Here is a 20,259-nt window from a genome sequence, read left to right as displayed (position 1 = left end):
TTCGCGGCTGTGCTGGCTGCGGCGTCCCGCCACCTCTGACCGGCATGGCGGTACTCATGACACGGACCGGTCCCGCACGGGTGTGGCGATGTACTTGTACTCCAAGAACTCCTCGATGCCCACACGCCCGCCTTCCCGGCCCAGGCCCGACTGCTTGACCCCGCCGAAGGGCGCGGCCGGGTTGGAGACCAGGCCCGTGTTGAGGCCGACCATACCCACCTCCAGCCGCTCGCTGATGTCCAGGGCGCGGTCGACGTCCTGGGTGAAGATATAGCCGACGAGCCCCCACTCGGTGTCGTTGGCCAGGCGTACGGCCTCGCCCTCGTCGTCGAAGGCGATGACCGGGGCCACGGGTCCGAAGATCTCGGTGGTCAGCATGTCGCTGTCCGTGCTGACCTGGGCCAGTACGGTCGGCGGGTAGAAGTGGCCGGCGTCCTGCGGCGCCACGCCGGCGGCGACGACCTTGGCGCCCTTGGCGACCGCGTCCTCGACGAGCGAGGTGACCTTCTGCTTGCTTGCGGCGTCGATGAGAGGGCCGACCTGGACGCCGTCACGGGTGCCCGGGCCCACGCTGAGGGCGGCCATACGCGTGGCGAGGCGCTTGGCGAACTCGTCCGCGACGCTGCGGTGGACGAACAGGCGGTTGGCCGCCGTACACGCCTCACCCATGTTGCGCATCTTCGCCACCATGGCGCCTTCGACGGCCACGTCGATGTCGGCGTCCTCGAAGACGATGAAGGGGGCGTTGCCGCCCAGCTCCATGGAGGTCCGGATCACCGTGTCCGCGCACTGGGCGAGCAGCAGCCGGCCCACGGCGGTGGAGCCGGTGAAGGACAGCTTGCGGATGCGGCCGCCGCGCAGGGCCGGTTCGACCACTTCCTGGGCGCAGGTGGTGGTGACGACGTTGAGCACACCATCGGGCAGCCCGGCTTCCTGGAGGATCCCGGCCAGCGCGAGGCTGGACAGCGGGGTCTGGGGCGCCGGCTTGAGGACCATCGTGCAGCCGGCGGCCACCGCGGGCCCGATCTTGCGGGTGCCCATCGCCAGGGGGAAGTTCCACGGCGTGATCAGCATGCAGGGGCCGACCGGCTGCCGCATGACCAGGACGCGGTTGCGGCCGTCGGGTGTGGTCGTCATGCCGCCGTCGATACGCACGGCCTCTTCGGAGAACCAGCGGAAGAACTCGGCGGCGTACGCCACCTCACCGCGCGCCTCGGCGAGCGGCTTGCCCATCTCCAGGGTCATCAGCATCGCCAGCTCGTCGGTGCGCTCCATGAGCAGCTCGTAGGCGCGGCGCAGGATCTCGCTGCGCGCCCGCGGCGCGGTGCGGCCCCAGGATGCCTGGGCGGCCACCGCGGCCTCGACGGCGCGGGCGCTGTCGGCGGCGCCACCGTCGGCGACCTCGCACAGCTGTGTCTCGGTGGCGGGGTTCTCCACACCGAAGGTACGGCCGTCGGCCGCCGGTACCCACTGGCCCGCGATGAACAGCTGCCGCGGAACGTGTCCGATGACGTCCGTCTTGATGTCGGCCATGTCGTGTCTCCAAACCTCAGGAACGCGAAGGGGATTGGGCGTCGTCCAGGAGTTGCGCCAGATGTGTGGCGCCGGGGCGGTCGTCTCCGGCCAGGTGCTCGATCTGCATCTGGCAGCTGAATCCGTCGGCCAGGACCGGTGTGCCGGGGTCGGCGGCTTCCAGCCGCGGGCGCAGCGCCTGGTCGGCCACGGCGAGCGACACGTCGTAGTGATCGTGTTCAAAGCCGAAGTTGCCGGCCACCCCACAGCAGCCGGTGGCCTCGGTGATCTTCTCGATGCCCAGGTCGCGCAGCAGATCGCGTTGCTGTCCTGCGCCGAACACCGCGTACTGGTGGCAGTGGGTCTGCAGAACCACCTCGTCGGGTACGCACTCAGGGCGCCACCCCGCGGCCACGCGCTCGGCGAGCGCCCCGGTGAAGGTGCGCACCCGGGCGGCGACACGGCGTGCCGCGTCGCTGTCCACCAGTTCCGGCAGGTCCTTGGCGAGGGTGGCGGCGCAGCTGGGTTCGGTGACCACGATGGGTCCACCCTCTGGTGTGTCGAGCGCGGCGGCGGTGCGTGCCAGTACGCGGCGGGCGATGCCGAGCTGGCCGGTGGTGATCCAGGTCAGGCCGCAGCAGATGTCGCCGCGTGCCCGGGTGGGCAGCCCGGCCTCGGCGAGGACCCGGGACGCGGCTCCCGCCAGCTCGGGGCGGAATGCCCGGGTGAAGGAGTCGACCACGAGCACCGCGGCCGTGGCTTCGGCCGGCCCGGCGGCCAGGCCGCGCCGCCATGCGCGCCGCCCGTGGAAGTCGGGCAGGCTCCGCTTGGTGGTGACCCCGCCCAGTCGGGCGATCCAGGGGCCGAGGCGGCTGCCCAGCACCGCGTTGACCAGCTTGGGCATACGTCCGGCGAGCGCCGTCCACAGCGGCAGCCAGCCGAGCGAGTAGTGCGAGCGGGGGCGCGGGCGCCACCGGTAGTGATGGTGCAGAAACTCCGACTTGTAGGTCGCCATGTCGACGCCGACCGGGCAGTCGCTGGAGCACGCCTTGCACGACAGACACAGATCGAGCGCTTCGCGCGTCTCGCGGGAGCGCCACCCGCCGGGCAGTGCGCCGCGCAGCATCTCCTGGAGGGTACGCGCCCGTCCGCGGGTGGAGTGCTGTTCGTCGCCGGTGGCCCGGTAGCTGGGGCACATGACACCGCCGCTGTGGCTGCGGCAGCGGCCCACTCCGACACAGCGGCCCACGGCTCCCGCGATGCCGTCCGGGTCTTCCAGCAGAGCGAACACCGTCGAGGGGGTGGTGGTGCGGCCGGTGTCGAGGGCGAGGTCCGCGTCCAGTGGGCGGGGGTCGACGAGGATGCCCGGATTGAGCAGTCCCTGGGGGTCCCAGGCGTGTTTGAACGCCGCGAAGGCGTCCAGCATCGGCCGGTCGTACATCACCGACAGCAGCTCGCCGCGGGCCCGGCCGTCGCCGTGTTCACCCGAGAGCGTTCCTCCGTGCCGGACCACGAGCCGGGCGGCGTCGGTGAGGAAGCCGCGCATGGCGGCCCGGCCGTCGCCGGTGTCGGGGCGGAAGTCGATCCGTACGTGGACGCAGCCCGCGCCGAAGTGTCCGTACAGCACACCGGTGAGCCGGTGTTCGGCCATCAGCGCGCGGAAGTCGCGCAGATAGCCGGCCAGCCGGTCGGGGGCGACGGCCGCGTCCTCCCAACCGGGCCACGACGCACTGCCGTCGGTCAGCCGGGCGGCCAGCCCCGCGCCGTCCTCACGCACCCGCCACAGCGAGGCCCGCTCGGAGCGGCCGGACACCATCCGGCCCGCCGCCTTCAGCTCGTCCAGGAGGTGTTCGGCCTCCGCGGCGACCTGCTGTGGGTCCTCCCCGTCGAGGTCGACGTACAGCCATGCCCGGCCTTCGGGCAGTCCCGTCACCGAGGCGGCGCCCCGGCGGTGGCGCATGGTGGCCACGATCGCCTCGTCCAGACCCTCGACGGCGGCCGGGGAGAACTTCAGGATCACCGGCACATCCTCGGCCGCGTCGACGACATCGTCGTAGCCGAGCGCCACCAGCAGCGCGGCCGGTGGCTTCGGCATCAGCCGTACGGTGGCGGACACCACCGTGGCGCAGGTCCCCTCGGTGCCGGCGAGGACACGTACGACGTCGAAGCCGTGCTCCGGCAGCAGATGCTGCAGCTGATAGCCGGAGACCTGGCGCGGAAGTAGGCCGAGCGTCAGCCGGATCGCCGCCAGGTTGGCCTCGACGATGGCGCGCAGTCGGGCCGTCAGCTCCGCCACCCGCTCCCGGCCCGCCTCGTCCACGGCGCGCAGTCCGTCCCGGTCGGCGATGGCGCGGGTGCCGTCGGCCAGGACCAGGTCGAGGGCGACCAGGTGCTCGCCGGTGCGGCCGTAGCGCACGGAGTGGTTGCCGCACGCGTCATTGCCGATCATGCCGCCGATGGTGCAGCGGCTGTGCGAGGACGGATCGGGGCCGAAGACCAGCCCGTACGGGGCGGCGGCGTCCTGGAGGTCGTCGAGGACGATTCCGGCCTCGACACGCGCGGTCCGCCCGTCCGTGTCGATCTCCAGGACGCGCCGCAGATGGCGGGACAGGTCCATGACGAGGCCGGCGCCGACGGCGTTGCCCGCCATGCTGGTGCCCGCGCCGCGGGAGGTGACCGGCACGCCGAGCCGGTGGCAGACCTTGTGCACACCGACGACCTCGTCGGCGTCGGCGGGGAACGCCACGGCCAGGGGCGGCACCCGGTAGTTCGACGCGTCGTACGCGTACTGTGCGCGCCTGCCGCCGGAGGTGTCGACCCGCAGGGACGGCACCTCCCGGCGCAGGGCCTCCGCCAGGTCGTCCGCCGTGGTGGCCGGAGAGGGGGTGGTGCCGGTCATGACGTGGCGGCCGTACCCGTCTCGACGGCGGCCCGCCAGGCGCGCAGTCCCTCGTCGACGGCGGTCTCGTCGATGACCAGCGCCGGGATCATGCGTACGACGCTGTTCCAGGGGCCGCACAGCAACAGCAGCAACCCCTCGGCTGCGGCGGCCTGCTGTACCCGGGCGGCGGTGTCCGGGTCGGGGGATCCGTCGGCGGTGACGAACTCGCTGCCGAGCATCAGGCCAAGGCCGCGGACGTCGGCGATACCCGGCGTGGTGCGGGCGACCTCTTCCAGGCCGGCGCGCAGCCGCCGCCCCATGGCGTCGGCGTTCTCCACCAGCTTCTCGTCCCGGATCACGTCGAGGGTGGCGACCGCGGCCGCGCACGCCACGGCGTTGCCGCCGTAGGTGCCGCCCTGCGAGCCGGGGTACGCCTTGCTCATCAGCTCCTGCGGGGCGGCGATGCCGGACAGCGGGAATCCGCTGGCCAGCCCCTTGGCGATGGTGATGATGTCCGGGCGGACGCCGTCGGCGTGATCGTGGCCCCAGTAGCGGCCGGTGCGGCCGAAACCGGTCTGGATCTCGTCCACCACGAGCACGATGCCGTGGCGGTCGGCGCGCTCGCGCAGCCCGCGCAGGAAGGCCGGGTCGGCGGGGATGTAGCCGCCTTCGCCGAGCACGGGCTCGACCACGAAGGCCGCCGTGTCCTGGGGCGCGGTGACGGTCTGCAGCAGGTAGTCGAGCTCGGTGAGCGCGAAGCGGGTCGCGGTCTCCTGGTCCCAGCCGTAGCGGAAGGCGGTGGGGAACGGGGCGACGGCGACGCCCGACATCAGCGGGGAGAACCCGGTGCGGAAGCGGGTGCCGGACGTGGTCATGGTGGCGGCCGCGACGGTGCGTCCGTGGAAACCGCCGTGGAAGACCACGATGTTGGGGCGGCCGGTGGCCTGCCGGGCCAGCCGCAGCGCCGCTTCGACGGCCTCACTGCCGGAGTTGGAGAAGAACAGGCTGTCCAGGCCGGCGGGCAGCACATCCCCGAGCCGTTCGACGAGCCGCTGCAGCGGCTGGTGCATCACGGTCGTGTACTGGCCGTGGATGAGCTTGCCCACCTGCTCCTGGGCCGCGGCGACGACGCGCGGGTGGCAGTGCCCGGTGCTGGTGACGCCGATACCGGCGGTGAAGTCGAGGTAGCGGCGGCCGTCGGTGCCGTAGAGATAGACGCCTTCGCCGCGTTCGGCGGTGACGGGGGTGGCTTGGCGCAGCTGCGGGGACAGGCTGGTCATGGCGAGGCGACTCCTTGTGCGGGTGTGGGGACTCCAGGTTTCCGGGGGTAGTCGCAGCATGGCCAGTTCGCCGCGCAACTGTCAACAGTAGGATTGTCGACGATTTTTCCCAGTGGACTAATAGACGACCGGTCGTAAACTGACTCCATGGGACGGACCAGTGATGCTCGCGAGAGAATTCTGAGCGCCGCTCGGTCGCTCATCGAGACGCACGGTTACTCGGCACTGGGGGTGGCCGAGATCTGCCGGACGGCCGGTGTGCCCAAGGGGAGCTTCTACTACTTCTTCGATTCGAAGGAGTCCCTGGCACTGGCCGTCATCGATGAGCACTGGGCCGGTCAGAAGCGCACCTGGGCAACCGCACTCGGCGGCGAAGCCCAACGCGGTGACGCCCAACCGCTGCTGCGGCTGCGCCGGCTGTTCGAGGAGACGGAGGTCGGCCTCCGTACCGCCCAGCAGAGTTGCGGCACCGTCTCGGGGTGTCTGTTCGGAAACCTCACCCTGGAGATGAGCAACCAGACCGAGGCCATCCGCACCCGGCTGCAGGAGATCTTCGAGGCGCAGGTCGAGATGGTCGACTCGGTCATATCCGAGGCTCTTGAACGGCAGGAGGTCGAGGTGGCCGACACCCGGGAAGCGGCGCGGGCGGTGGTTGCCCAGCTCGAGGGTCAGGTGTTGTTCGCCAAGCTCTACAACAGCACCCAGCAGCTGGGCCCCTTGTGGGCGAACTGCCTTGCCCTGCTCGGCGCTCATGCGCCGCGGGAGACCGTGGCCGGTGTCTAACCCTCGCTTACGCGGTGCGGAAAGCCGATCCGCAGCACGGCGGCGGCCGCGGCGGCTGCCAGGACCACGACGGCGGCCAGGATCAGCGCCTGGTGATAGCCGTGGCGGAGCAGTGGCGCGACGGCCAGCGGGCCGAGGATCTGACCGACGGAGTAGCCGGCGGTCAGCAGTGCGACCGAGCGGGGAAACCGCAGATGGGCCCCCGCGGCCAGGGCGAGGTTGCTGACGCCGATGAAGGTGGCGCCGAACAGGACCGCGGAGCCGAGAGCCGCCGCCACACCGCCGACAAGTGCCGGCAGCGCGATGCCGACCGCCTGCACGACGAGCGCGACGAGCAACAGATCAGGGCGGGACCAGCGGCGTCCGAGCCATGCCCACAGCGCCGACGACGGTACGGCCGCCAGCCCCACCAGCACCCAGGCGCCGCCGCCGACCCACCCCGGAGAGCTCTGCTCGATCGCGGCGACGAGGAAGGTTCCGGCGACGATATAGCCGATGCCTTCCAGGCCGTAGGAGGCGAACAGCACACCGAACCAGCGGTGCGTACGGATCCTTGGCCGATCGACCGCCGCCCTGCCCCGTTCCGCGGTGGTCTCGGGAGCCGGCTCGGGGCGCAGGTTCCATGAGGCGAGGGTGAGGACGGCGGCGAGGGCCGCCGAGGCCCACCAGGCGGCCCGCCAGTCGGCGATGGAACGCAGGGCGAGGACGAGAAGGCCGGACAGGGCGATACCGGCACCCACGCCGCCGAAGGCCCATCCGGGCAGGTGGGCGGGGTGCTCGCGCAGGTGGCTGTGGAGGGAGCTGACGGCGATGACGAAGATCAGGGCGCTGGCGACACCGGCCAGCAGCCGCAGCACGATCCACACCGCCGTGCTGTGGGTGGCGGGCATCGCTGCCAGGCTGCCGGTCAGCGCGATCAGGGAAGCGCGCAGGAGGACGGGCGAGCGGACCAGTGCGGGGGCCAGGATGCCGGTGAGCGCGCCGACGAGGTAGCCGATGTAGTTGGCGGTGGCCAGGTCGGCTCCCGAGCCCGCGGACAGTCCCGCCTGGGCGTGCATCAGGGGGAGGATCGGGGTGTAGACGAACCGGCCGACCCCCATGCCCGCGGCAAGCGCCGCGGCGGCTTGGACGACATGGCCCCAGGGCGAGAAGCGCGGAGCGCTTGCTCGGGTCGAGGGAGCACGCGGCGGTCGTACGCTCTTGCCCGTTACGGCCGGCATTTCACCTCGGGTCTCCATGCCGCCATCATCCGTATGCCATCAGGTGCGACGCCACGACCGGCCGTCTCCCTCCTGGTAGGCATGGCCTCTCAGCGACGTACCATGGCGGGCGTGGAGCTGCGTCAACTTCGCTACTTCGTCGCCGTAGCCGAGGAGCTGAACTTCGGCCGGGCCGCCCAGCGGCTCCTGATCGCGGGGCCGTCCCTGTCCCAGCAGATCAAGGCGCTCGAACGCGACCTGGGGGTGCGCCTGTTCGACCGCGACCGCCGTTCGGTGTCCCTCACCCCGGCCGGCTCGGCCCTGCTCCCGCACACCCGCGCCCTGCTGGAACGCGCCGACGACCTGCAGCGGCGTGCGCGTCGGCTGTCGGGCTCCGAACCGGTTCGGCTCGGCTACGTCAACTGGCTCCCCGCGGACCTGATCGCCCGCACATCCGCCGTGGCCCAGGTCCACATCGACGCGTGGGTCGCCCCCTCGCACAGCCAGGCCGCCCGGGTCGCCGAAGGGGGCCTGGACCTCGCCGTGTGCTGGGTACGCACCGAGGACCTGGAGAAGCGCAACCTGCGCGCCCGGCTCATCGGCGCGGACCGGCTCCATGCCGTCGCCGCCGGCACCGACACCAGCGAGGTGGCCGCCGAGGACACCGTCGTACTCCTGGACGACGACATCACCTCCTGGTCGTCCTGGAACGTCTACGCCGAACAACTGGCCAAGGACACCGGGGCCCGCGCGCTGCACATCTCCGACGGCGGCGTCACCGGCCCCGCCTTCTTCGACCACGTCCGCCGCAGCGGCCGCCCGGTCATCAACTCGCCCAAGGGACAGACCACCCCGCTCCCGCCCGACCTCGTCCAACGCCCCGTCGTCACGCCGCGGATCCACTGGACCTGGTCCCTGGTGTGGCGCCGCGACGAAGTCCGTACCGCGGTCCTCGCCGTCGTCGAAGCCCTCTGCGACGGTGTCGGCGACCTCGGGATCCACGGCCCGGATGTGTGGCTGCCCGACGGCGACCCGTATCGGCGCCGGTAACCTCCACCGCTCCCCCGCACCACATCGATCAGGGCCACCGTCGCACCGACCTGCACTGGGAGCCTGTGCCTATCAGGTACGAGAAAGCAGGTCCCGGCCCAACCCCTCTTGACCTTTGACTTCCCCTGCTCAGCCGCCTACGTTCGCAGTTAGTCGACCGGTCGGCTAGTTCGCATTCAGCTCCATCCCAGAGAAGGTCATCATGAGCACTCAGAAGGTCGCGGTCATCACCGGCGGTTCGCAGGGCATAGGCGCCGGTCTCGTCGACGCCTACCGCAAGCTCGGCTACGCCGTCGTCGCCACGTCCCGCACCATCGCCCCCTCCCCCGACGCGGGCGTCCTGACCGTCCCCGGCGACATCGCCGACCCCGCCACCGCCGGACGTGTCATCGCCGCCGCCATCGAGCGCTTCGGCCGCGTCGACACCCTGGTCAACAACGCGGGCATCTTCGTCGCCAAGCCCTTCACCGACTACACCCAGGACGACTACGCCGCCGTGATCGGTGTGAACCTCGCCGGTTTCTTCCGCATCACCCAACTGGCCATCGAGCAGATGCTCACCCAGGGCGGCGGGCACATCGTCAACATCACCACCAGCCTGGTCGACAACGCCGACTCCCGCGTCCCCTCCGTACTCGCCTCACTGACCAAGGGCGGCCTCCAGTCCGCCACGAAGTCCCTCGCCATCGAATACGCCACCCGCGGCATCCGCACCAACGCCGTCTCACCCGGCACCATCAAGACGCCCATGCACCCCGAGGAGACCCATGAGGTCCTTGCCGGCCTGCACCCGGTCGGCCGGATGGGTGAGCAGAGCGACATCGTGGACGCGGTGATCTATTTGGAGAACGCCCCGTTCGTCACCGGTGAAATTCTGCATGTCGACGGCGGCATGAGCGCGGGGCACTGAAGGAGAACACCGATGCCCGACACGACAGACACCGAAGCGATCCTGCATGACGTCCTCGACCGGTGGAAGGCAGGTGTCGACAACCACGAGCCGGAGCGGGTCGCATCCCTCTTCACCGAGGACGCGATCTTCCAGGGGCTGCGTCCGTACAGCGTGGGAAGGCGGGGCGTCGCCGACTACTACGCATCCCAGCCCCCGGGCTTGTCAGCCGCCTACCGCATCCTGGAGAGCAGGCGCCTGTCCGAGGACACCGCGCTCGGCTATCTGACCGTCGACTTCTCGTTCACCGACCGGCCCACGGTCAGCATCAACCTGCTCGTACTGCTGAAGCGCTCGGACGCCGATTGGCTCATCAGCCACTACCAGGTCTCCCGCCTCGGCTAGCACCGCGGTCGCCGATCTCTGCTCCGGGCCACTTCACGCACCAACACACCGTGGGGACGGTGCCGTTGGGTTTGGGCAGGGTCGAAATCCGGCTCCGGGTGCGGCGATGCGTCCACCCGGGCCCGGCACCCCTTTCCCCGTTCACGGGCTGTGCCCCAGCAGCCCTCTGATCCGGTACGAAGGCAGAACACCGTATGCGTAACACCGCTCTGGGCACCTACGGACCGCAGGTCGGCGTCATCGGCCTGGGCACCATGGGCATGAGCTTTCTTTACGACATGGCCGCCCCACGCGACGAAGCAACATCCATCTCCGTCATACACCAAGCCCTCGACCTGGGCGTGACTTTGATCGACACCGCTGACGTCTACGGTCCCTACACCAACGAGGAACTCGTCGGCCGGGCCCTGACCGGCCGGCGCGACCGTGCGGTGCTGGCCACGAAGGTCGGCCGGGTGGTCGTCGACCCCACCGGCGGCCCCGACAACCTCCCGGTCCTCGCCGGCAACGGCCGCCCCGAGCACATCCGTGCCTCCATCGACGCCAGCCTGCGCCGCTTGGGCACCGACCATGTCGACCTCTACCAGCTCCACCGCGCCGACCCCCAAGTCCCCATCGAGGAAACCTGGGGTGCCATGGCCGAAGCCGTCGCCGCGGGCAAGGCCCGCCACCTGGGCCTGTCCGAGGTCACCGTCGACCAGATCCAGCGCGCTCAGGCCGTGCACCCGGTCACCACCGTGCAGTCCGAGTTCTCCCTGTGGACCCGCGATGTCCAGGCCGAGGTCCTGCCGTACTGCCGGCAGCACGGTATCGGCCTCCTGCCGTACTCACCTCTGGGCCGCGGCTTCCTCGCCGGCCGATTCGGCTCCTTCGACCAACTGCCGCGCAACGACCACCGGCGACGTCTACCGCGCTTCCAGCAGGACAACCTGCGGGCCAACCTCGCCATCGCGACCAAGGTTCGCGAAGTCGCCGACCGGATCGAAGCCACCCCTGCCCAGGTCTCCCTCGCCTGGCTCACCGCCCAGGGCCCGCACATCGTCCCCATCCCCGGCACCAAGACCCCGAAATACCTCGTCGACAACGCAGGCGCCGCCGACCTCAAGCTGTCTCCGGCCGACCTCGCCGACCTCGACGCCGTCCCGGCCGCCGTCGGCGCCCGGTGATGTGAGGTGAGCATGGATACGGGCGTAGGCGTCGGCGGCCTGGCCCGCACCGCCCTCGGTGGGGGTGCCGACCCACTCGATGTCGCCCTCGGCCCGCAGGGTGGTCAGGAACGGACCGAGATGGTTGCCGGGGACGCCGAACAAGCGTCACCCGGCTCCTGCCGGTGGCCGCCAGGGCGCGAAGCGGCCACCACGCCGGTTCACGGTGCCGCGACCTCGCGCGACTCCCGAAGGGGGGAGAACTTTCTCCCTGGATGCATCCCTCCCAGGATGAGAGTCTCCCCTTTGCGAGCCCGCGCGGCGGTGGCAAGGTCGATGAAGTGGTCGGCGAACAGACCCGGCCCGGAGGCAAGACAGCGTTCACGCCCGCGCTCGCCCCCTGAACCCCTCTACTGAGAAGCCAACATGCGCGCAACCATGATCTACGCACCCGGTGACATCCGGGTGGAGAACCTTCCCGACCCCGAGATCGTCAACTCCACCGACGCCGTCATACGCACCGTCGCGACCTGCGTCTGCGGCTCGGACCTGTGGGACTACCGCGGCATCAACCCGGTCACCGAGCCGCACCCGATCGGCCATGAGTACGTCGGCATCGTCGAGGAGGTCGGCAGCGACGTATCGACCGTCAGGCCCGGCCAGTTCGTCATCGGCTCCTTCTTCGCCTCCGACAACACCTGCCCGATCTGCCGGGCCGGCTACCACACCTCCTGCCCCCACCGGGAGTTCGTGGGCGGCTGCCAGGCCGAGTACGTACGCATCCCGCTGGCCGACGGCACCCTGGTCGCCACGCCCGAGCGGCCGGCGGACGGCCTGATCCCGAGCCTGCTGGCCCTGTCCGACGTGATGGGCACCGGCTGGTACGCCGCCAAGGCGGCCGAGGTCCGGCCCGGGTCCACCGCGGTCGTCGTCGGCGACGGCGCGGTCGGTCTGTCCGGCGTCATCGCCGCCAAGGAGCTCGGTGCCGAGCGCATCATCGCCATGAGCCGACACGCCTCCCGGCAGAAGCTGGCCCTGGAGTTCGGCGCGACCGACATCGTCACCGAGCGCGGCGAGGCAGGCATCGCCCGAGTGAAGGAACTGACCGGCGGCATCGGCGCCGACTCGGTCCTGGAGTGCGTGGGCACCCCGGAGTCGATGCAGCAGGCGCTGCTCTCCACCCGCCCAGGCGGCAACGTGGGCTTCGTCGGCGTCCCGCACGGCGTGGCGATCGACGGCGAGCAGCTCTTCTACTCCCACGTCGGCCTGCGCGGCGGCCCGGCCCCGGTACGCGGCTATCTGCCCGATCTGATCCAGCGGGTCTTCGAGGGTCGTATCAATCCCGGCAAGGTCTTCGACCTCACCCTGCCCCTGGGCGAGGCCGCCGAGGGCTACAAGGCCATGGACGAGCGCCGCGCCATCAAGGCTCTACTGCGTCCCTGACCTTCCCCGAGAGGGCGCAGCAGTACGCGGTTCGGCGGCGGTGATGTACCAACCCCGGGTGAACGGCCTCATCCTTGAACGCACGGACGGCGACACTCCGGTCCGTGAGGCCCCAAGGTTTCGGAGACATCATGAGCACCATTGCCATCATCGGCGCCGGCCCCGGACTCGGCGCCGCCGTCGCGCGCCGCTTCGGCCGCGAGGGCTACGGCATCGCCCTCATCTCCCGCGACCAGGACCGGCTCGACGCGCTGGCCGCCGAGCTCGGCGAGGAGGGCGAGGGGGGCGAGGAGGGCGAGGAGGGCGTGACCGCGCGGGGCTTCGCCGCCGACGTACGCGACTCGAACGCCCTCACCGCCGCCCTGGACGCGGCGGCCACGGCCCTCGGCCCCATCGAGGTCCTGCAGTACAGCCCGGTCCCGCACAAGGACTTCATGCGTCCGGTCCTCGAGACGACCGCCGACGATGTCGTCGGCCCGGTCGAGTTCTCCGTCTACGGCCCCGTCACCGCCGTTCGGAACGTGCTGCCGGGCATGCGCGCCCTGGGGCGCGGCACCGTCCTGTTCGTCAACGGCGGTACCGCCGTCGTGCCCCACCCCGACCGCGCGGGCACGTCGATCGCGTTCGCCGCGGAAAGCGCGTACGGCCGGCTGCTGCACGACACGCTCGCGGACGAGGGCATCCACGTGGCGCAGCTGATCATCCCGGGCGCGATCATCCCCGGTCACGCCAAGAAGGACCCGGCCGTTCTGGCGGACACCCTGTGGACCCTGCACCAGGAGCGGAACGGTTTCCGGCACTTCGCCGACGACCTGGACTCCTGAGCCCCGGACCAGGTTCGTCCAGGGCATCGACGGGTGCGCTCCGCCCCTTTTCCGGAGCCGGAACCAGAACCGGAGCCGGAACCGGAGCCGAAGCCGGGCCCGGGAACGTGATGTCCGAATGCCGCCAGCATCCGGCCGGGACGGACGCGATGCTCGGATACGAACCAGGGGTGGCCCCAGCGAGGCGATTGCCGGGTTCGACGTCCACCCGCGCCGTCCCAGGAAAGACCCTTCATGAACCAGCTCACCCCCGCCGCCGACACCACCACCCTGTTCTCCCCCGCCGAGGCGGACGGTGCGGCACCGAGCATCCTTCCCACCGCGGGGCTTGCGGCGCTCTCCAAGCTCAACTGGGAGGAGCTGTATGCGCAGCTGAACGAGGAGGGCGTGGCGGTCACCCCGCCACTCCTCTCGCGCGCTCAGTGTCGGGAGATCATCGACACGTTCGACAAACCCGGCCTGTTCCGCTCCACCGTCGTCATGCAGCGGTACCAGTTCGGCCGCGGCGTCTACAAGTACTACACCGACCCGGCCACCGTCCCGCTGATCCAGACCCTGCGCGAGCGGCTGTATCCGCCGATGGCGTGGATGGCCAACCGGTGGGCGCCGCAGCTGAACGAACGTACCTTCCCCACCGCGCTGGAAGAGCTGCTGGCCGAGTGCGCGGACAAGGGGCAGCACCGCTCGACCCCGCTGCTCCTGCGGTACGGCCCCGGCGACTACGCCTGCCTCCACCAGGACATCTACGGCGACATCGTCTTCCCGCTGCAGATCGCCGTCATGCTCGACCAGCCCGGCGAGGACTTCACCGGCGGCGAGAACGTCTTCGTCGAACAACGGCCCCGGTTCCAGTCGCGGGCGATCGTCGTCAAGCCCCGGCTCGGCCAGGGAATGATCTTCCCGGTACGGCACCGCCCGGTCCGCGGCAAGAACGGCTTCCGCCGCCACCCGATGCGCCACGGCACCAACGCCGTCGAGACCGGACACCGCAACACCCTCGGCATCATCTTCCACAACGCCCGCTGACCCCCGCCCGCAGCGGAACGCCGGAACGCCACGCGCTCGCAGCAAGGACCTCACCATGAGCCAGACCATCCGACCTACGGGCCCGGTCGTCGACAGGATCGGCCGGTGCGACTGGGCAGCCCTGACCGATGAGTTGGGCGAGTACGGCAGCGCCCTGACGGACCGGCTGCTCACTGCAGCCGAATGCCGCGAGATCGCCGCGCTGTACCACGAGCCCGGCCACTTCCGTACGACCGTCGACATGGCGCGGCACCGCTTCGGCTCCGGCCAGTACCGCTATTTCACCCACGACCTGCCCAAGGTCGTACGGGAGCTGCGCGAGGCGTTCTACCCCCGTCTTCTCCCCGTCGCCCGCGACTGGGCGGCCAAGCTCGGCCGTCCCGCCCCGTGGCCGGACACGCTTCAGGAGTGGGTGGCCATGTGCCAAGAGGCCGGGCAGTCCAAGTCCGCGCAGATCCTGCTGCGGTACGGCCCCGGTGACTGGAACGCGCTGCACCGGGACGTGTTCGGCGAGATGGTCTTCCCGCTCCAGGTCGTCATCGGCCTGGACGCGCCCGGAGCGGATTTCACCGGCGGGGAGTTCCTGATGACCGAGCAGCGGCCCCGCGCCCAGTCGAGAGGTTCGTCCACCACCCTGCTCCAGGGACACGGGCTGGTGTTCACCACCCGCGACCGGCCGGTCGCCACCAAGCGGGGCTGGGCCAACGGACCGATGCGGCACGGTGTGAGCACCGTCCGCTCCGGCCTGCGGCACACCCTCGGGCTCGTCTTCCACGACGCGGCATGAGACCACGGCGAGCGCAAGCGGGTACCGAAAACGAAAGCAATCTTCCAGTGGATTACGCGGCACAGCGAAGAGCGCCTGCACTCCGCACTCAATTACCTACCGACTGTCGAGCACAAACGCGACTTCTGGCGAAGCCAGGAACAAGTCCCGCAGTCCACCTAAATCGAGATCACTGGGTTCTGTTGAACTCCGCGCGGCATAAGATGGTTTGAGGAAGTAAAAGAGACGAAAGATTTGCGCGGCCCTTCGCCTATCTTTGGCCCATGGAGATCATGCCGCGCGACCTCGTTGCCCCTCGTGTTGCCAATCCACTGTGTCAGCTGACTTTGGAGCAGCTACGGAGGCGGACGAGCCTGAAATGGCGGACGTACCCGGAGGACGTACTGCCGCTGTGGGTCGCCGAAATGGATGTTCCCCTGGCCGAGCCCGTCGCCCAGGCGATCCTGGACGCGGTGGCGCTGGGCGATACCGGCTACCCGACCGGGCGGGGGTACGCCGAGGCGCTGGCCAAGTTCGCCGGCGAGCGGTGGGACTGGGACGGGCTCGCGCTGGAGCGTACGGCCATCGTGCCGGATGTGATGCTGGGCATCGTCGAGATGCTGAAACTGGTCTCCGGACCGGGTGATCCGGTGATCGTCAACTCCCCGGTGTACCCGCCGTTCTACCAGCTCCTCGAGAACCTGGGCCGGCCCATCATCGAGGCTCCGCTCGGTGCGGACGACCGGCTCGACCCAGCCGTCCTGGAGGGCGCCTTCGACCACGCCCGCGAGGGCGGTGGCCGGCCCGTGTATCTGCTCTGCAGCCCGCACAATCCGACCGGCACCGTGCACACCGCCGACGAGTTGGCGGACGTGGCGGCGCTGGCGCGGACGGGTGGTATGCGGGTCGTCGTCGACGAGATACACGCCCCGATCGTGGCGGCGGGCACGACATTCGTCCCGTACCTGAGCGTGCCCGGCTCGGCGAGCGGGCTGTCGCTGATGTCGGCGTCCAAGGCGTGGAACCTGGCCGGACTCAAGGCCGCCCTGGCCATCGCAGGCCCCGATGCGGCCGACGATCTCGACCGCCTTCCCGAAGCGATCGGGCACCCCAGCCATGTCGGGATCATCGCTCACACCGCCGCGCTGCGGGACGGTGGCGACTGGCTCGACTCTCTGCTCGCCGGCGTCGACGACAACCGCCGACTGCTGGCCGACCTGCTGGCCGACCAGCTGCCCGCCGTACGCTACGCCCCGGGCCAGGCCACCTACCTGGCCTGGCTGGACTGCCGCGGCCTGGGCCTGCGCGACGACCCGGCCGCCGTGTTCCTGGAGCGCGGCCGCGTCGCCCTGAGCTCCGGTATCCCCTTCGGTACCGGCGGCGCCGGCTTCGTCCGGCTGAACCTGGCCACCTCACCCGAACTGCTCACCGAGGCGGTGCGGCGGATGGCCGCCGCGCTCGACTGACCGGGATCCTCAGGCGGTGATGGCCGTGCCGAGGACGGTCATCACGGCCACCGACCGGGCCTCGCACAGGTGCTTGAGGGCCGCGGCGAAGGAATAGCAGTCGAAGAGCGCTGAATGCTCCTTCCCTTCCGCGGGCTTGGGAAGGTCGAGCACCTGCCACAGGCGGCCGACGTTGGCCTTTTCCGTCTCCGGTGCGACGGTGTTCAGCCAGGGGCGGATATTCAGGAAATGCGCACCGAGGAACCCGTTCTTGACGTCTTCCCCTCGGGCTCGCGCCCAGCCCACGTTCTCCCCGAGAACGACCATGTCGTTACCGTAGGAAAGCACCGACTGCCCCCGGCAGAATCCGAGGAAGTCACCAAGTGCTTCCGCCGCGGATCCACCTTCCCGGTCCACCGTCCCCTGGTCGATTCCGGTCAACTCGGTGAAGTAGGACGACAGCCGCGGATTGACCACAGGTCGTACCAGCGCCTCGTACTCCTCGACGACGGAAAAGTCCTCACGCAGGCGCAACGCACCGATCTGCACAATCTCACGAAGCTGTCCCGGCGCCCCCCAGTCCTGCTCAAGCGCCCCCTGCCATGTCGTGAATTCAAGGTCGAACACAACAAACGTGGACACAACGGGCCTCCCTCTCGTACAAGTCGACGCAAGGCTATCGCCGCCCCGGCCTCGGCTCACCGCGTCGTGAGATCCGATCGTGGCGCCCGCCCCGACAGCTCAAGCACCTCATCGACCGACCACTGGTCGTAGACGTGCTCGCCGTACTTGGCGGCGACGACGCGGCCATCGCTCGCGATCAGGAAGTCAGCGGGAAGGCCGAGCCGACCGCCGTGCGGCCTGCCCGCCGGTCCGCGCTCCCGCCTGCGGACTATCGCCCACGCGCTGCGCAGGATCGCCCGGAGGATCGACCCCCAGGCGCGGGGGCTCAGCAGCGAGCGGGGCGCCGACTCCACGCCGAACTCGGCGTACAGCCGCTTGTCGGGATCGGCGATGACGGCGAACGGCAGGTCGGCCGTGTGCTCCAGCAGTTCCTCGGCGGGCGAGTGGAAGACCACGACCTCGCGAACGCCGGCCGCCTCGATCTCATCGTGCCGTCGCACCACGGAGCGCAGATGCAGATTGCAGACCGGGCAGCCGGCGAAGCGCCGGAACTGCAGATGGACCAGCCGGTCGGGGGCAGGGACGGCGACCGACGGGCCGGCGACGGAAGCGAGGACACGGGGGCTGACGGCCGAGCCAGGCACCAACGGCTCTCTGTTCACGGGCATTCGGGGTTCCCCTCATAAGCGTACGGCATACGCCTACGATCGTAAGCGTATGCCGTACGCTGTCAAGCGCCATGCCACGTCCCCGTTCACTCACACACGATCAGTTGGCCTCGGCCGCCCTCGCCGTCATCGACCGCGACGGGCTGGCCGGGCTCTCCATGCGCGCGGTCGCCACGGAACTCGGTATGAGCACGATGGGGCTCTACCGGTATGTGGACGAGCGCGACGAACTCGAACGGCTCGTCGTCGAGTTCGTGCTCGGCGCCGTCGACACCGAACCGCCACCGCCGGAGGCACCCTGGGACGAGCGCATCGAGGTCATGGTGCGGCGTCTGCGCGACACCTTGAGCGCCCATCCCGCGGTCGTCCCGCTGACGGTCGCCCATCGGCACCGTTCCCCGGGCGTGCTCCGCTGGTCGGAGACGGTGCTCGCCATCCTCATCGAGGCGGGCTTCGAAGGCGAACGACGGGTTGTCGCGCTGCGCAGCCTGCTCGCCTATGTGATCGGGGCCCTCCAGCTGGCCCACCTCGGGCCGCTGTCCGGCGACGGCACGGTCGCCATCTCCGCGCTGCGACCGACGGAGTTTCCACATATGGCCGAGACCGCGCGCGAGGCCCGGAACGTCGGCGCCGACCAGGAGTTCTTCGGTGGGCTGGCCGCGCTGATGCGCGGCCTGAACGCATGACGCCGGGGTACGACGCCGTCCGGTCAGGTTGTGGCGGCGGGGCCTGGCGGCAGGTGGACCGTCATGATCAGGTGGCAGGTTTCGACACCTGAGCCGCGGTACGTATGAGGCGCGGTACGTATGAGGCGCGTCGCCGTCAGCCTCCTCGCCGTGACCTGAGCAGGTCCGCGCGGGTACGTACGAGCTTCCCGTGTTCTCCTCAGACGTCCAGCGCGCATGAGGCCGACGGTGGCGTGGCGGTGTCGCTGAGCAGGCCCTCGACCTCGCTGTGGGCGGTGTCCACGATGGACCGTACGCAGGCAGCGGCATCCGCCGGGCGCCCCTCGGCGACGGCCTGCGCGACTTCCTGGTGGCGCCGGACCGCCGCCTCGTCGACCCGCTCCGGCATCAGGCTCAGCTCGCGGCGGGCGGTCAGCAACTCCTCCGTGACCTCGGCGAGCTGGGCGAACATCCCGTTGCCCGACGCGGTGAGCAGCGCCCGATGGAACGCGGCGTCCGCCGCCACGAACCCGGCCGTGTCCGCCTCGGCCGCCGCGGTCGCCATCGCCCGGGCGTGCGCCAAAAGCGCGTTGCAGGTTTCGTCGTCGCCCGAGGCCGCGGCGAGCGCGGCCGCGGACGGCTCGACGGCGGCGCGCAGTTCCGCCAGTTCGCGCAGTTGGGCCCCGCGGTGCGGTGAGTTCAGCCGCCAGCGGATGACCTGGGGGTCGTACAGGTTCCACTCGGTCATCGGCCGTACGGTGATGCCGACGCGGGGGCGGGAGGTGACGACTCGCTTGGACTCCAGCACGCGGACCGCTTCCCGGGCGACGGTCCGTGAGACGCCATAGCGCTCCTGGACGTCCTCCAGGCGCAGCACCTCGCCGGCGCGGGTCTCCTCCGCGGCGAGGGACAGGCCGATCTGGTCCACCACCTGTCCGTGCAGCCCTTGCAGTTCCACGCGCTCCCCGTTTCCGTCCTGCTCTACCGCCCTCGACCGTCCCGGGGTTTCAGCGGGCCTGTGCGAGGCGGCCGAGGAGCGTGGTCACCCGCTCGCCCGCCGCTTGGGCGCCGCCCGAGGTGAGCGCCGAGCCCATGCCGCAGGCGACGGCCCCGGCCGCGATCCACTCCGGTGCGTTGTCCATTGTCACACCACCGGTGGGGATCACGGGGGCCTGGGGTAGCGCGGCCCGTACGTCGCGCAGCCAGCTCGGCGATGCGCCGGAGGCCGGGAAGAGCTTGAGCGCGTCCGCGCCCTCCTCCAGGGCGCGGACCATTTCGGTCGGGGTGGCGACGCCGGGGAAGACCGGCACGCCGTAGCGGTGTCCGGTGCGGATCACCTCCGGGTGCAGGCTCGGCGACACCAGGAACCGGGCGCCCGCCTCCACCGCGGCCCGCGCGGCGGGGGCGTCGATGACCGTGCCGGCGCCGATCAGGGCATCCGGCCGTTCCGCGGTCAACTCCGCGACGGCGCTCAGCGCGCGCGGCGTGGTCAGCGCCACCTCCACGGCGTTCAGCCCGGCGTCGAGCACGGCCACGGCCGCGGCCAGGGCCTCCCGCGGCCCGGCCGCCCGGACGATCCCGAACACCCGCTGAGCGGTGACGGCCCGGACGATGTCCCATCGATACATGAGTGCTCCTGGTGCGGTGCGTGGTG

At 70.6% G+C, this 20,259-nt stretch carries 19 protein-coding genes and 2 pseudogenes; 11 read left to right on the top strand and 10 right to left on the bottom strand.

The genetic code is table 11. The features are described 5' to 3' along the window. Positions 1-54: 54 nt before the first annotated feature. Genes ACWDSL_RS01225 through ACWDSL_RS01215 form a run of 3 tightly spaced genes read right to left on the bottom strand, consistent with a single transcriptional unit; the run spans position 55 to position 5,673 of the window. On the bottom strand, positions 55-1,533 hold the full coding sequence (locus ACWDSL_RS01225) for an NAD-dependent succinate-semialdehyde dehydrogenase (protein WP_450480438.1): 1,479 nt from the start codon (positions 1,531-1,533) through the stop codon (positions 55-57). A gap of 16 nt (positions 1,534-1,549) precedes the next feature. Beyond that, a complete protein-coding gene (locus ACWDSL_RS01220; RefSeq protein WP_450480436.1) occupies positions 1,550-4,411 on the bottom strand; it encodes an FAD-binding and (Fe-S)-binding domain-containing protein in 2,862 nt (953 codons plus the stop codon). Next, positions 4,408-5,673 carry an aspartate aminotransferase family protein gene (locus tag ACWDSL_RS01215; protein WP_450480434.1) on the bottom strand — a complete coding sequence of 422 codons (1,266 nt, stop codon included), beginning with the start codon at positions 5,671-5,673 and terminating at the stop codon, positions 4,408-4,410. Before ACWDSL_RS01215 ends, ACWDSL_RS01220 begins: the two co-directional genes overlap by 4 nt. A gap of 147 nt (positions 5,674-5,820) precedes the next feature. Here ACWDSL_RS01215 and ACWDSL_RS01210 point away from each other — a divergent pair, with 147 nt between their 5' ends. Then, positions 5,821-6,456, top strand: a complete 636-nt coding sequence (locus ACWDSL_RS01210) for a TetR/AcrR family transcriptional regulator (protein WP_450480432.1) — start codon at positions 5,821-5,823, stop codon at positions 6,454-6,456. On the opposite strand, the gene ACWDSL_RS01205 is transcribed toward ACWDSL_RS01210, so the two are convergent. Next, positions 6,453-7,556 carry a YbfB/YjiJ family MFS transporter gene (locus ACWDSL_RS01205; RefSeq protein ID WP_450480564.1) on the bottom strand — a complete coding sequence of 368 codons (1,104 nt, stop codon included), beginning with the start codon at positions 7,554-7,556 and terminating at the stop codon, positions 6,453-6,455. The genes ACWDSL_RS01210 and ACWDSL_RS01205 overlap by 4 nt on opposite strands. 222 nt (positions 7,557-7,778) lie before the next feature. On the opposite strand from ACWDSL_RS01205, the gene ACWDSL_RS01200 reads away from it, so the two are divergent. From ACWDSL_RS01200 to ACWDSL_RS01185, 4 genes are all read left to right on the top strand, one after another. Continuing rightward, positions 7,779-8,705, top strand: coding sequence for a LysR family transcriptional regulator (locus ACWDSL_RS01200; RefSeq protein ID WP_450480562.1), 927 nt, complete (start codon positions 7,779-7,781; stop codon positions 8,703-8,705). 202 nt (positions 8,706-8,907) lie between these two features. After that, entirely contained in the window at positions 8,908-9,615 is a 708-nt protein-coding gene (locus ACWDSL_RS01195; RefSeq protein WP_450480430.1) for an SDR family NAD(P)-dependent oxidoreductase, read from the top strand. A gap of 12 nt (positions 9,616-9,627) precedes the next feature. Further along, on the top strand, positions 9,628-9,999 hold the full coding sequence (locus tag ACWDSL_RS01190) for a YybH family protein (RefSeq protein ID WP_450480428.1): 372 nt from the start codon (positions 9,628-9,630) through the stop codon (positions 9,997-9,999). Between the two features lie 194 nt (positions 10,000-10,193). Beyond that, entirely contained in the window at positions 10,194-11,165 is a 972-nt protein-coding gene (locus ACWDSL_RS01185) for an aldo/keto reductase (protein WP_450480426.1), read from the top strand. 12 nt (positions 11,166-11,177) lie between these two features. Here the strand turns inward: ACWDSL_RS01185 and ACWDSL_RS01180 are convergent. Beyond that, positions 11,178-11,309, bottom strand: a pseudogene (locus ACWDSL_RS01180) (thiamine pyrophosphate-binding protein); the annotation flags it as partial. 261 nt (positions 11,310-11,570) lie between these two features. On the opposite strand from ACWDSL_RS01180, the gene ACWDSL_RS01175 reads away from it, so the two are divergent. The 5 genes from ACWDSL_RS01175 to ACWDSL_RS01155 all read left to right on the top strand — a co-directional run bounded on the left by ACWDSL_RS01175 (position 11,571) and on the right by ACWDSL_RS01155 (position 16,669). Beyond that, positions 11,571-12,587, top strand: a complete 1,017-nt coding sequence (locus ACWDSL_RS01175) for a zinc-dependent alcohol dehydrogenase family protein (protein ID WP_450480424.1) — start codon at positions 11,571-11,573, stop codon at positions 12,585-12,587. A 131-nt stretch (positions 12,588-12,718) separates the two neighbouring features. Further along, on the top strand, positions 12,719-13,411 hold the full coding sequence (locus tag ACWDSL_RS01170) for an SDR family NAD(P)-dependent oxidoreductase (RefSeq protein WP_450480422.1): 693 nt from the start codon (positions 12,719-12,721) through the stop codon (positions 13,409-13,411). A 234-nt stretch (positions 13,412-13,645) separates the two neighbouring features. After that, positions 13,646-14,437, top strand: a complete 792-nt coding sequence (locus ACWDSL_RS01165; RefSeq protein ID WP_450480420.1) for a 2OG-Fe(II) oxygenase — start codon at positions 13,646-13,648, stop codon at positions 14,435-14,437. 55 nt (positions 14,438-14,492) lie between these two features. Then, positions 14,493-15,224, top strand: a complete 732-nt coding sequence (locus ACWDSL_RS01160) for a 2OG-Fe(II) oxygenase (protein ID WP_450480419.1) — start codon at positions 14,493-14,495, stop codon at positions 15,222-15,224. Between the two features lie 272 nt (positions 15,225-15,496). Continuing rightward, a complete protein-coding gene (locus tag ACWDSL_RS01155) occupies positions 15,497-16,669 on the top strand; it encodes a MalY/PatB family protein (protein ID WP_450480560.1) in 1,173 nt (390 codons plus the stop codon). Positions 16,670-16,678: 9 nt separating this feature from the next. Here the strand turns inward: ACWDSL_RS01155 and ACWDSL_RS01150 are convergent, their stop codons facing one another. Both ACWDSL_RS01150 and ACWDSL_RS01145 read right to left on the bottom strand, forming a co-directional pair. After that, complete coding sequence (locus ACWDSL_RS01150; protein WP_450480417.1) at positions 16,679-17,290, bottom strand: exonuclease domain-containing protein; 612 nt, start codon at positions 17,288-17,290, stop codon at positions 16,679-16,681. Positions 17,291-17,346: 56 nt separating this feature from the next. Beyond that, the gene (locus tag ACWDSL_RS01145) at positions 17,347-17,940 is read right to left on the bottom strand and encodes a peroxiredoxin-like family protein (RefSeq protein WP_450480415.1); all 594 of its coding nucleotides are present in this window, start codon (positions 17,938-17,940) and stop codon (positions 17,347-17,349) included. Positions 17,941-18,011: 71 nt separating this feature from the next. Here ACWDSL_RS01145 and ACWDSL_RS01140 point away from each other — a divergent pair, with 71 nt between their 5' ends. Further along, entirely contained in the window at positions 18,012-18,626 is a 615-nt protein-coding gene (locus tag ACWDSL_RS01140) for a TetR/AcrR family transcriptional regulator (RefSeq protein ID WP_450480413.1), read from the top strand. 23 nt (positions 18,627-18,649) lie between these two features. On the opposite strand, the pseudogene ACWDSL_RS01135 reads toward ACWDSL_RS01140, so the two are convergent. From ACWDSL_RS01135 to ACWDSL_RS01125, 3 genes and pseudogenes are all read right to left on the bottom strand, one after another. Then, positions 18,650-18,733: pseudogene (locus ACWDSL_RS01135) on the bottom strand (XRE family transcriptional regulator); the annotation flags it as partial. Positions 18,734-18,825: 92 nt separating this feature from the next. Beyond that, positions 18,826-19,563: a FadR/GntR family transcriptional regulator gene (locus tag ACWDSL_RS01130; RefSeq protein WP_450480411.1), complete on the bottom strand. Its 738-nt coding sequence runs from the start codon at positions 19,561-19,563 to the stop codon at positions 18,826-18,828. 49 nt (positions 19,564-19,612) lie between these two features. Continuing rightward, on the bottom strand, positions 19,613-20,233 hold the full coding sequence (locus tag ACWDSL_RS01125; RefSeq protein ID WP_450480409.1) for a bifunctional 4-hydroxy-2-oxoglutarate aldolase/2-dehydro-3-deoxy-phosphogluconate aldolase: 621 nt from the start codon (positions 20,231-20,233) through the stop codon (positions 19,613-19,615). Between the last annotated feature and the right edge of the window lie 26 nt (positions 20,234-20,259).

The organism is Streptomyces sp. NPDC000941 (assembly GCF_053599555.1).
The sequence above is the reverse complement of the archived record's forward strand: the minus strand, read 5'-3'. Positions and strand labels throughout refer to the sequence as shown.

Coding starts and splice junctions, on each gene's coding strand:
- ACWDSL_RS01125 (WP_450480409.1), bottom strand. CDS start 20,233: ATGTATCGATGGGACATCGTCCGGGCCGTCACCGCTCAGCGGGTGTTC.
- ACWDSL_RS01140 (WP_450480413.1), top strand. CDS start 18,012: ATGCCACGTCCCCGTTCACTCACACACGATCAGTTGGCCTCGGCCGCC.
- ACWDSL_RS01155 (WP_450480560.1), top strand. CDS start 15,497: ATGCCGCGCGACCTCGTTGCCCCTCGTGTTGCCAATCCACTGTGTCAG.
- ACWDSL_RS01200 (WP_450480562.1), top strand. CDS start 7,779: ATGGCGGGCGTGGAGCTGCGTCAACTTCGCTACTTCGTCGCCGTAGCC.
- ACWDSL_RS01205 (WP_450480564.1), bottom strand. CDS start 7,556: ATGGGGGTCGGCCGGTTCGTCTACACCCCGATCCTCCCCCTGATGCAC.
- ACWDSL_RS01210 (WP_450480432.1), top strand. CDS start 5,821: ATGGGACGGACCAGTGATGCTCGCGAGAGAATTCTGAGCGCCGCTCGG.
- ACWDSL_RS01225 (WP_450480438.1), bottom strand. CDS start 1,533: ATGGCCGACATCAAGACGGACGTCATCGGACACGTTCCGCGGCAGCTG.
- ACWDSL_RS01220 (WP_450480436.1), bottom strand. CDS start 4,411: ATGACCGGCACCACCCCCTCTCCGGCCACCACGGCGGACGACCTGGCG.
- ACWDSL_RS01160 (WP_450480419.1), top strand. CDS start 14,493: ATGAGCCAGACCATCCGACCTACGGGCCCGGTCGTCGACAGGATCGGC.
- ACWDSL_RS01145 (WP_450480415.1), bottom strand. CDS start 17,940: ATGCCCGTGAACAGAGAGCCGTTGGTGCCTGGCTCGGCCGTCAGCCCC.
- ACWDSL_RS01175 (WP_450480424.1), top strand. CDS start 11,571: ATGCGCGCAACCATGATCTACGCACCCGGTGACATCCGGGTGGAGAAC.
- ACWDSL_RS01215 (WP_450480434.1), bottom strand. CDS start 5,673: ATGACCAGCCTGTCCCCGCAGCTGCGCCAAGCCACCCCCGTCACCGCC.
- ACWDSL_RS01165 (WP_450480420.1), top strand. CDS start 13,646: ATGAACCAGCTCACCCCCGCCGCCGACACCACCACCCTGTTCTCCCCC.
- ACWDSL_RS01190 (WP_450480428.1), top strand. CDS start 9,628: ATGCCCGACACGACAGACACCGAAGCGATCCTGCATGACGTCCTCGAC.
- ACWDSL_RS01185 (WP_450480426.1), top strand. CDS start 10,194: ATGCGTAACACCGCTCTGGGCACCTACGGACCGCAGGTCGGCGTCATC.
- ACWDSL_RS01195 (WP_450480430.1), top strand. CDS start 8,908: ATGAGCACTCAGAAGGTCGCGGTCATCACCGGCGGTTCGCAGGGCATA.
- ACWDSL_RS01170 (WP_450480422.1), top strand. CDS start 12,719: ATGAGCACCATTGCCATCATCGGCGCCGGCCCCGGACTCGGCGCCGCC.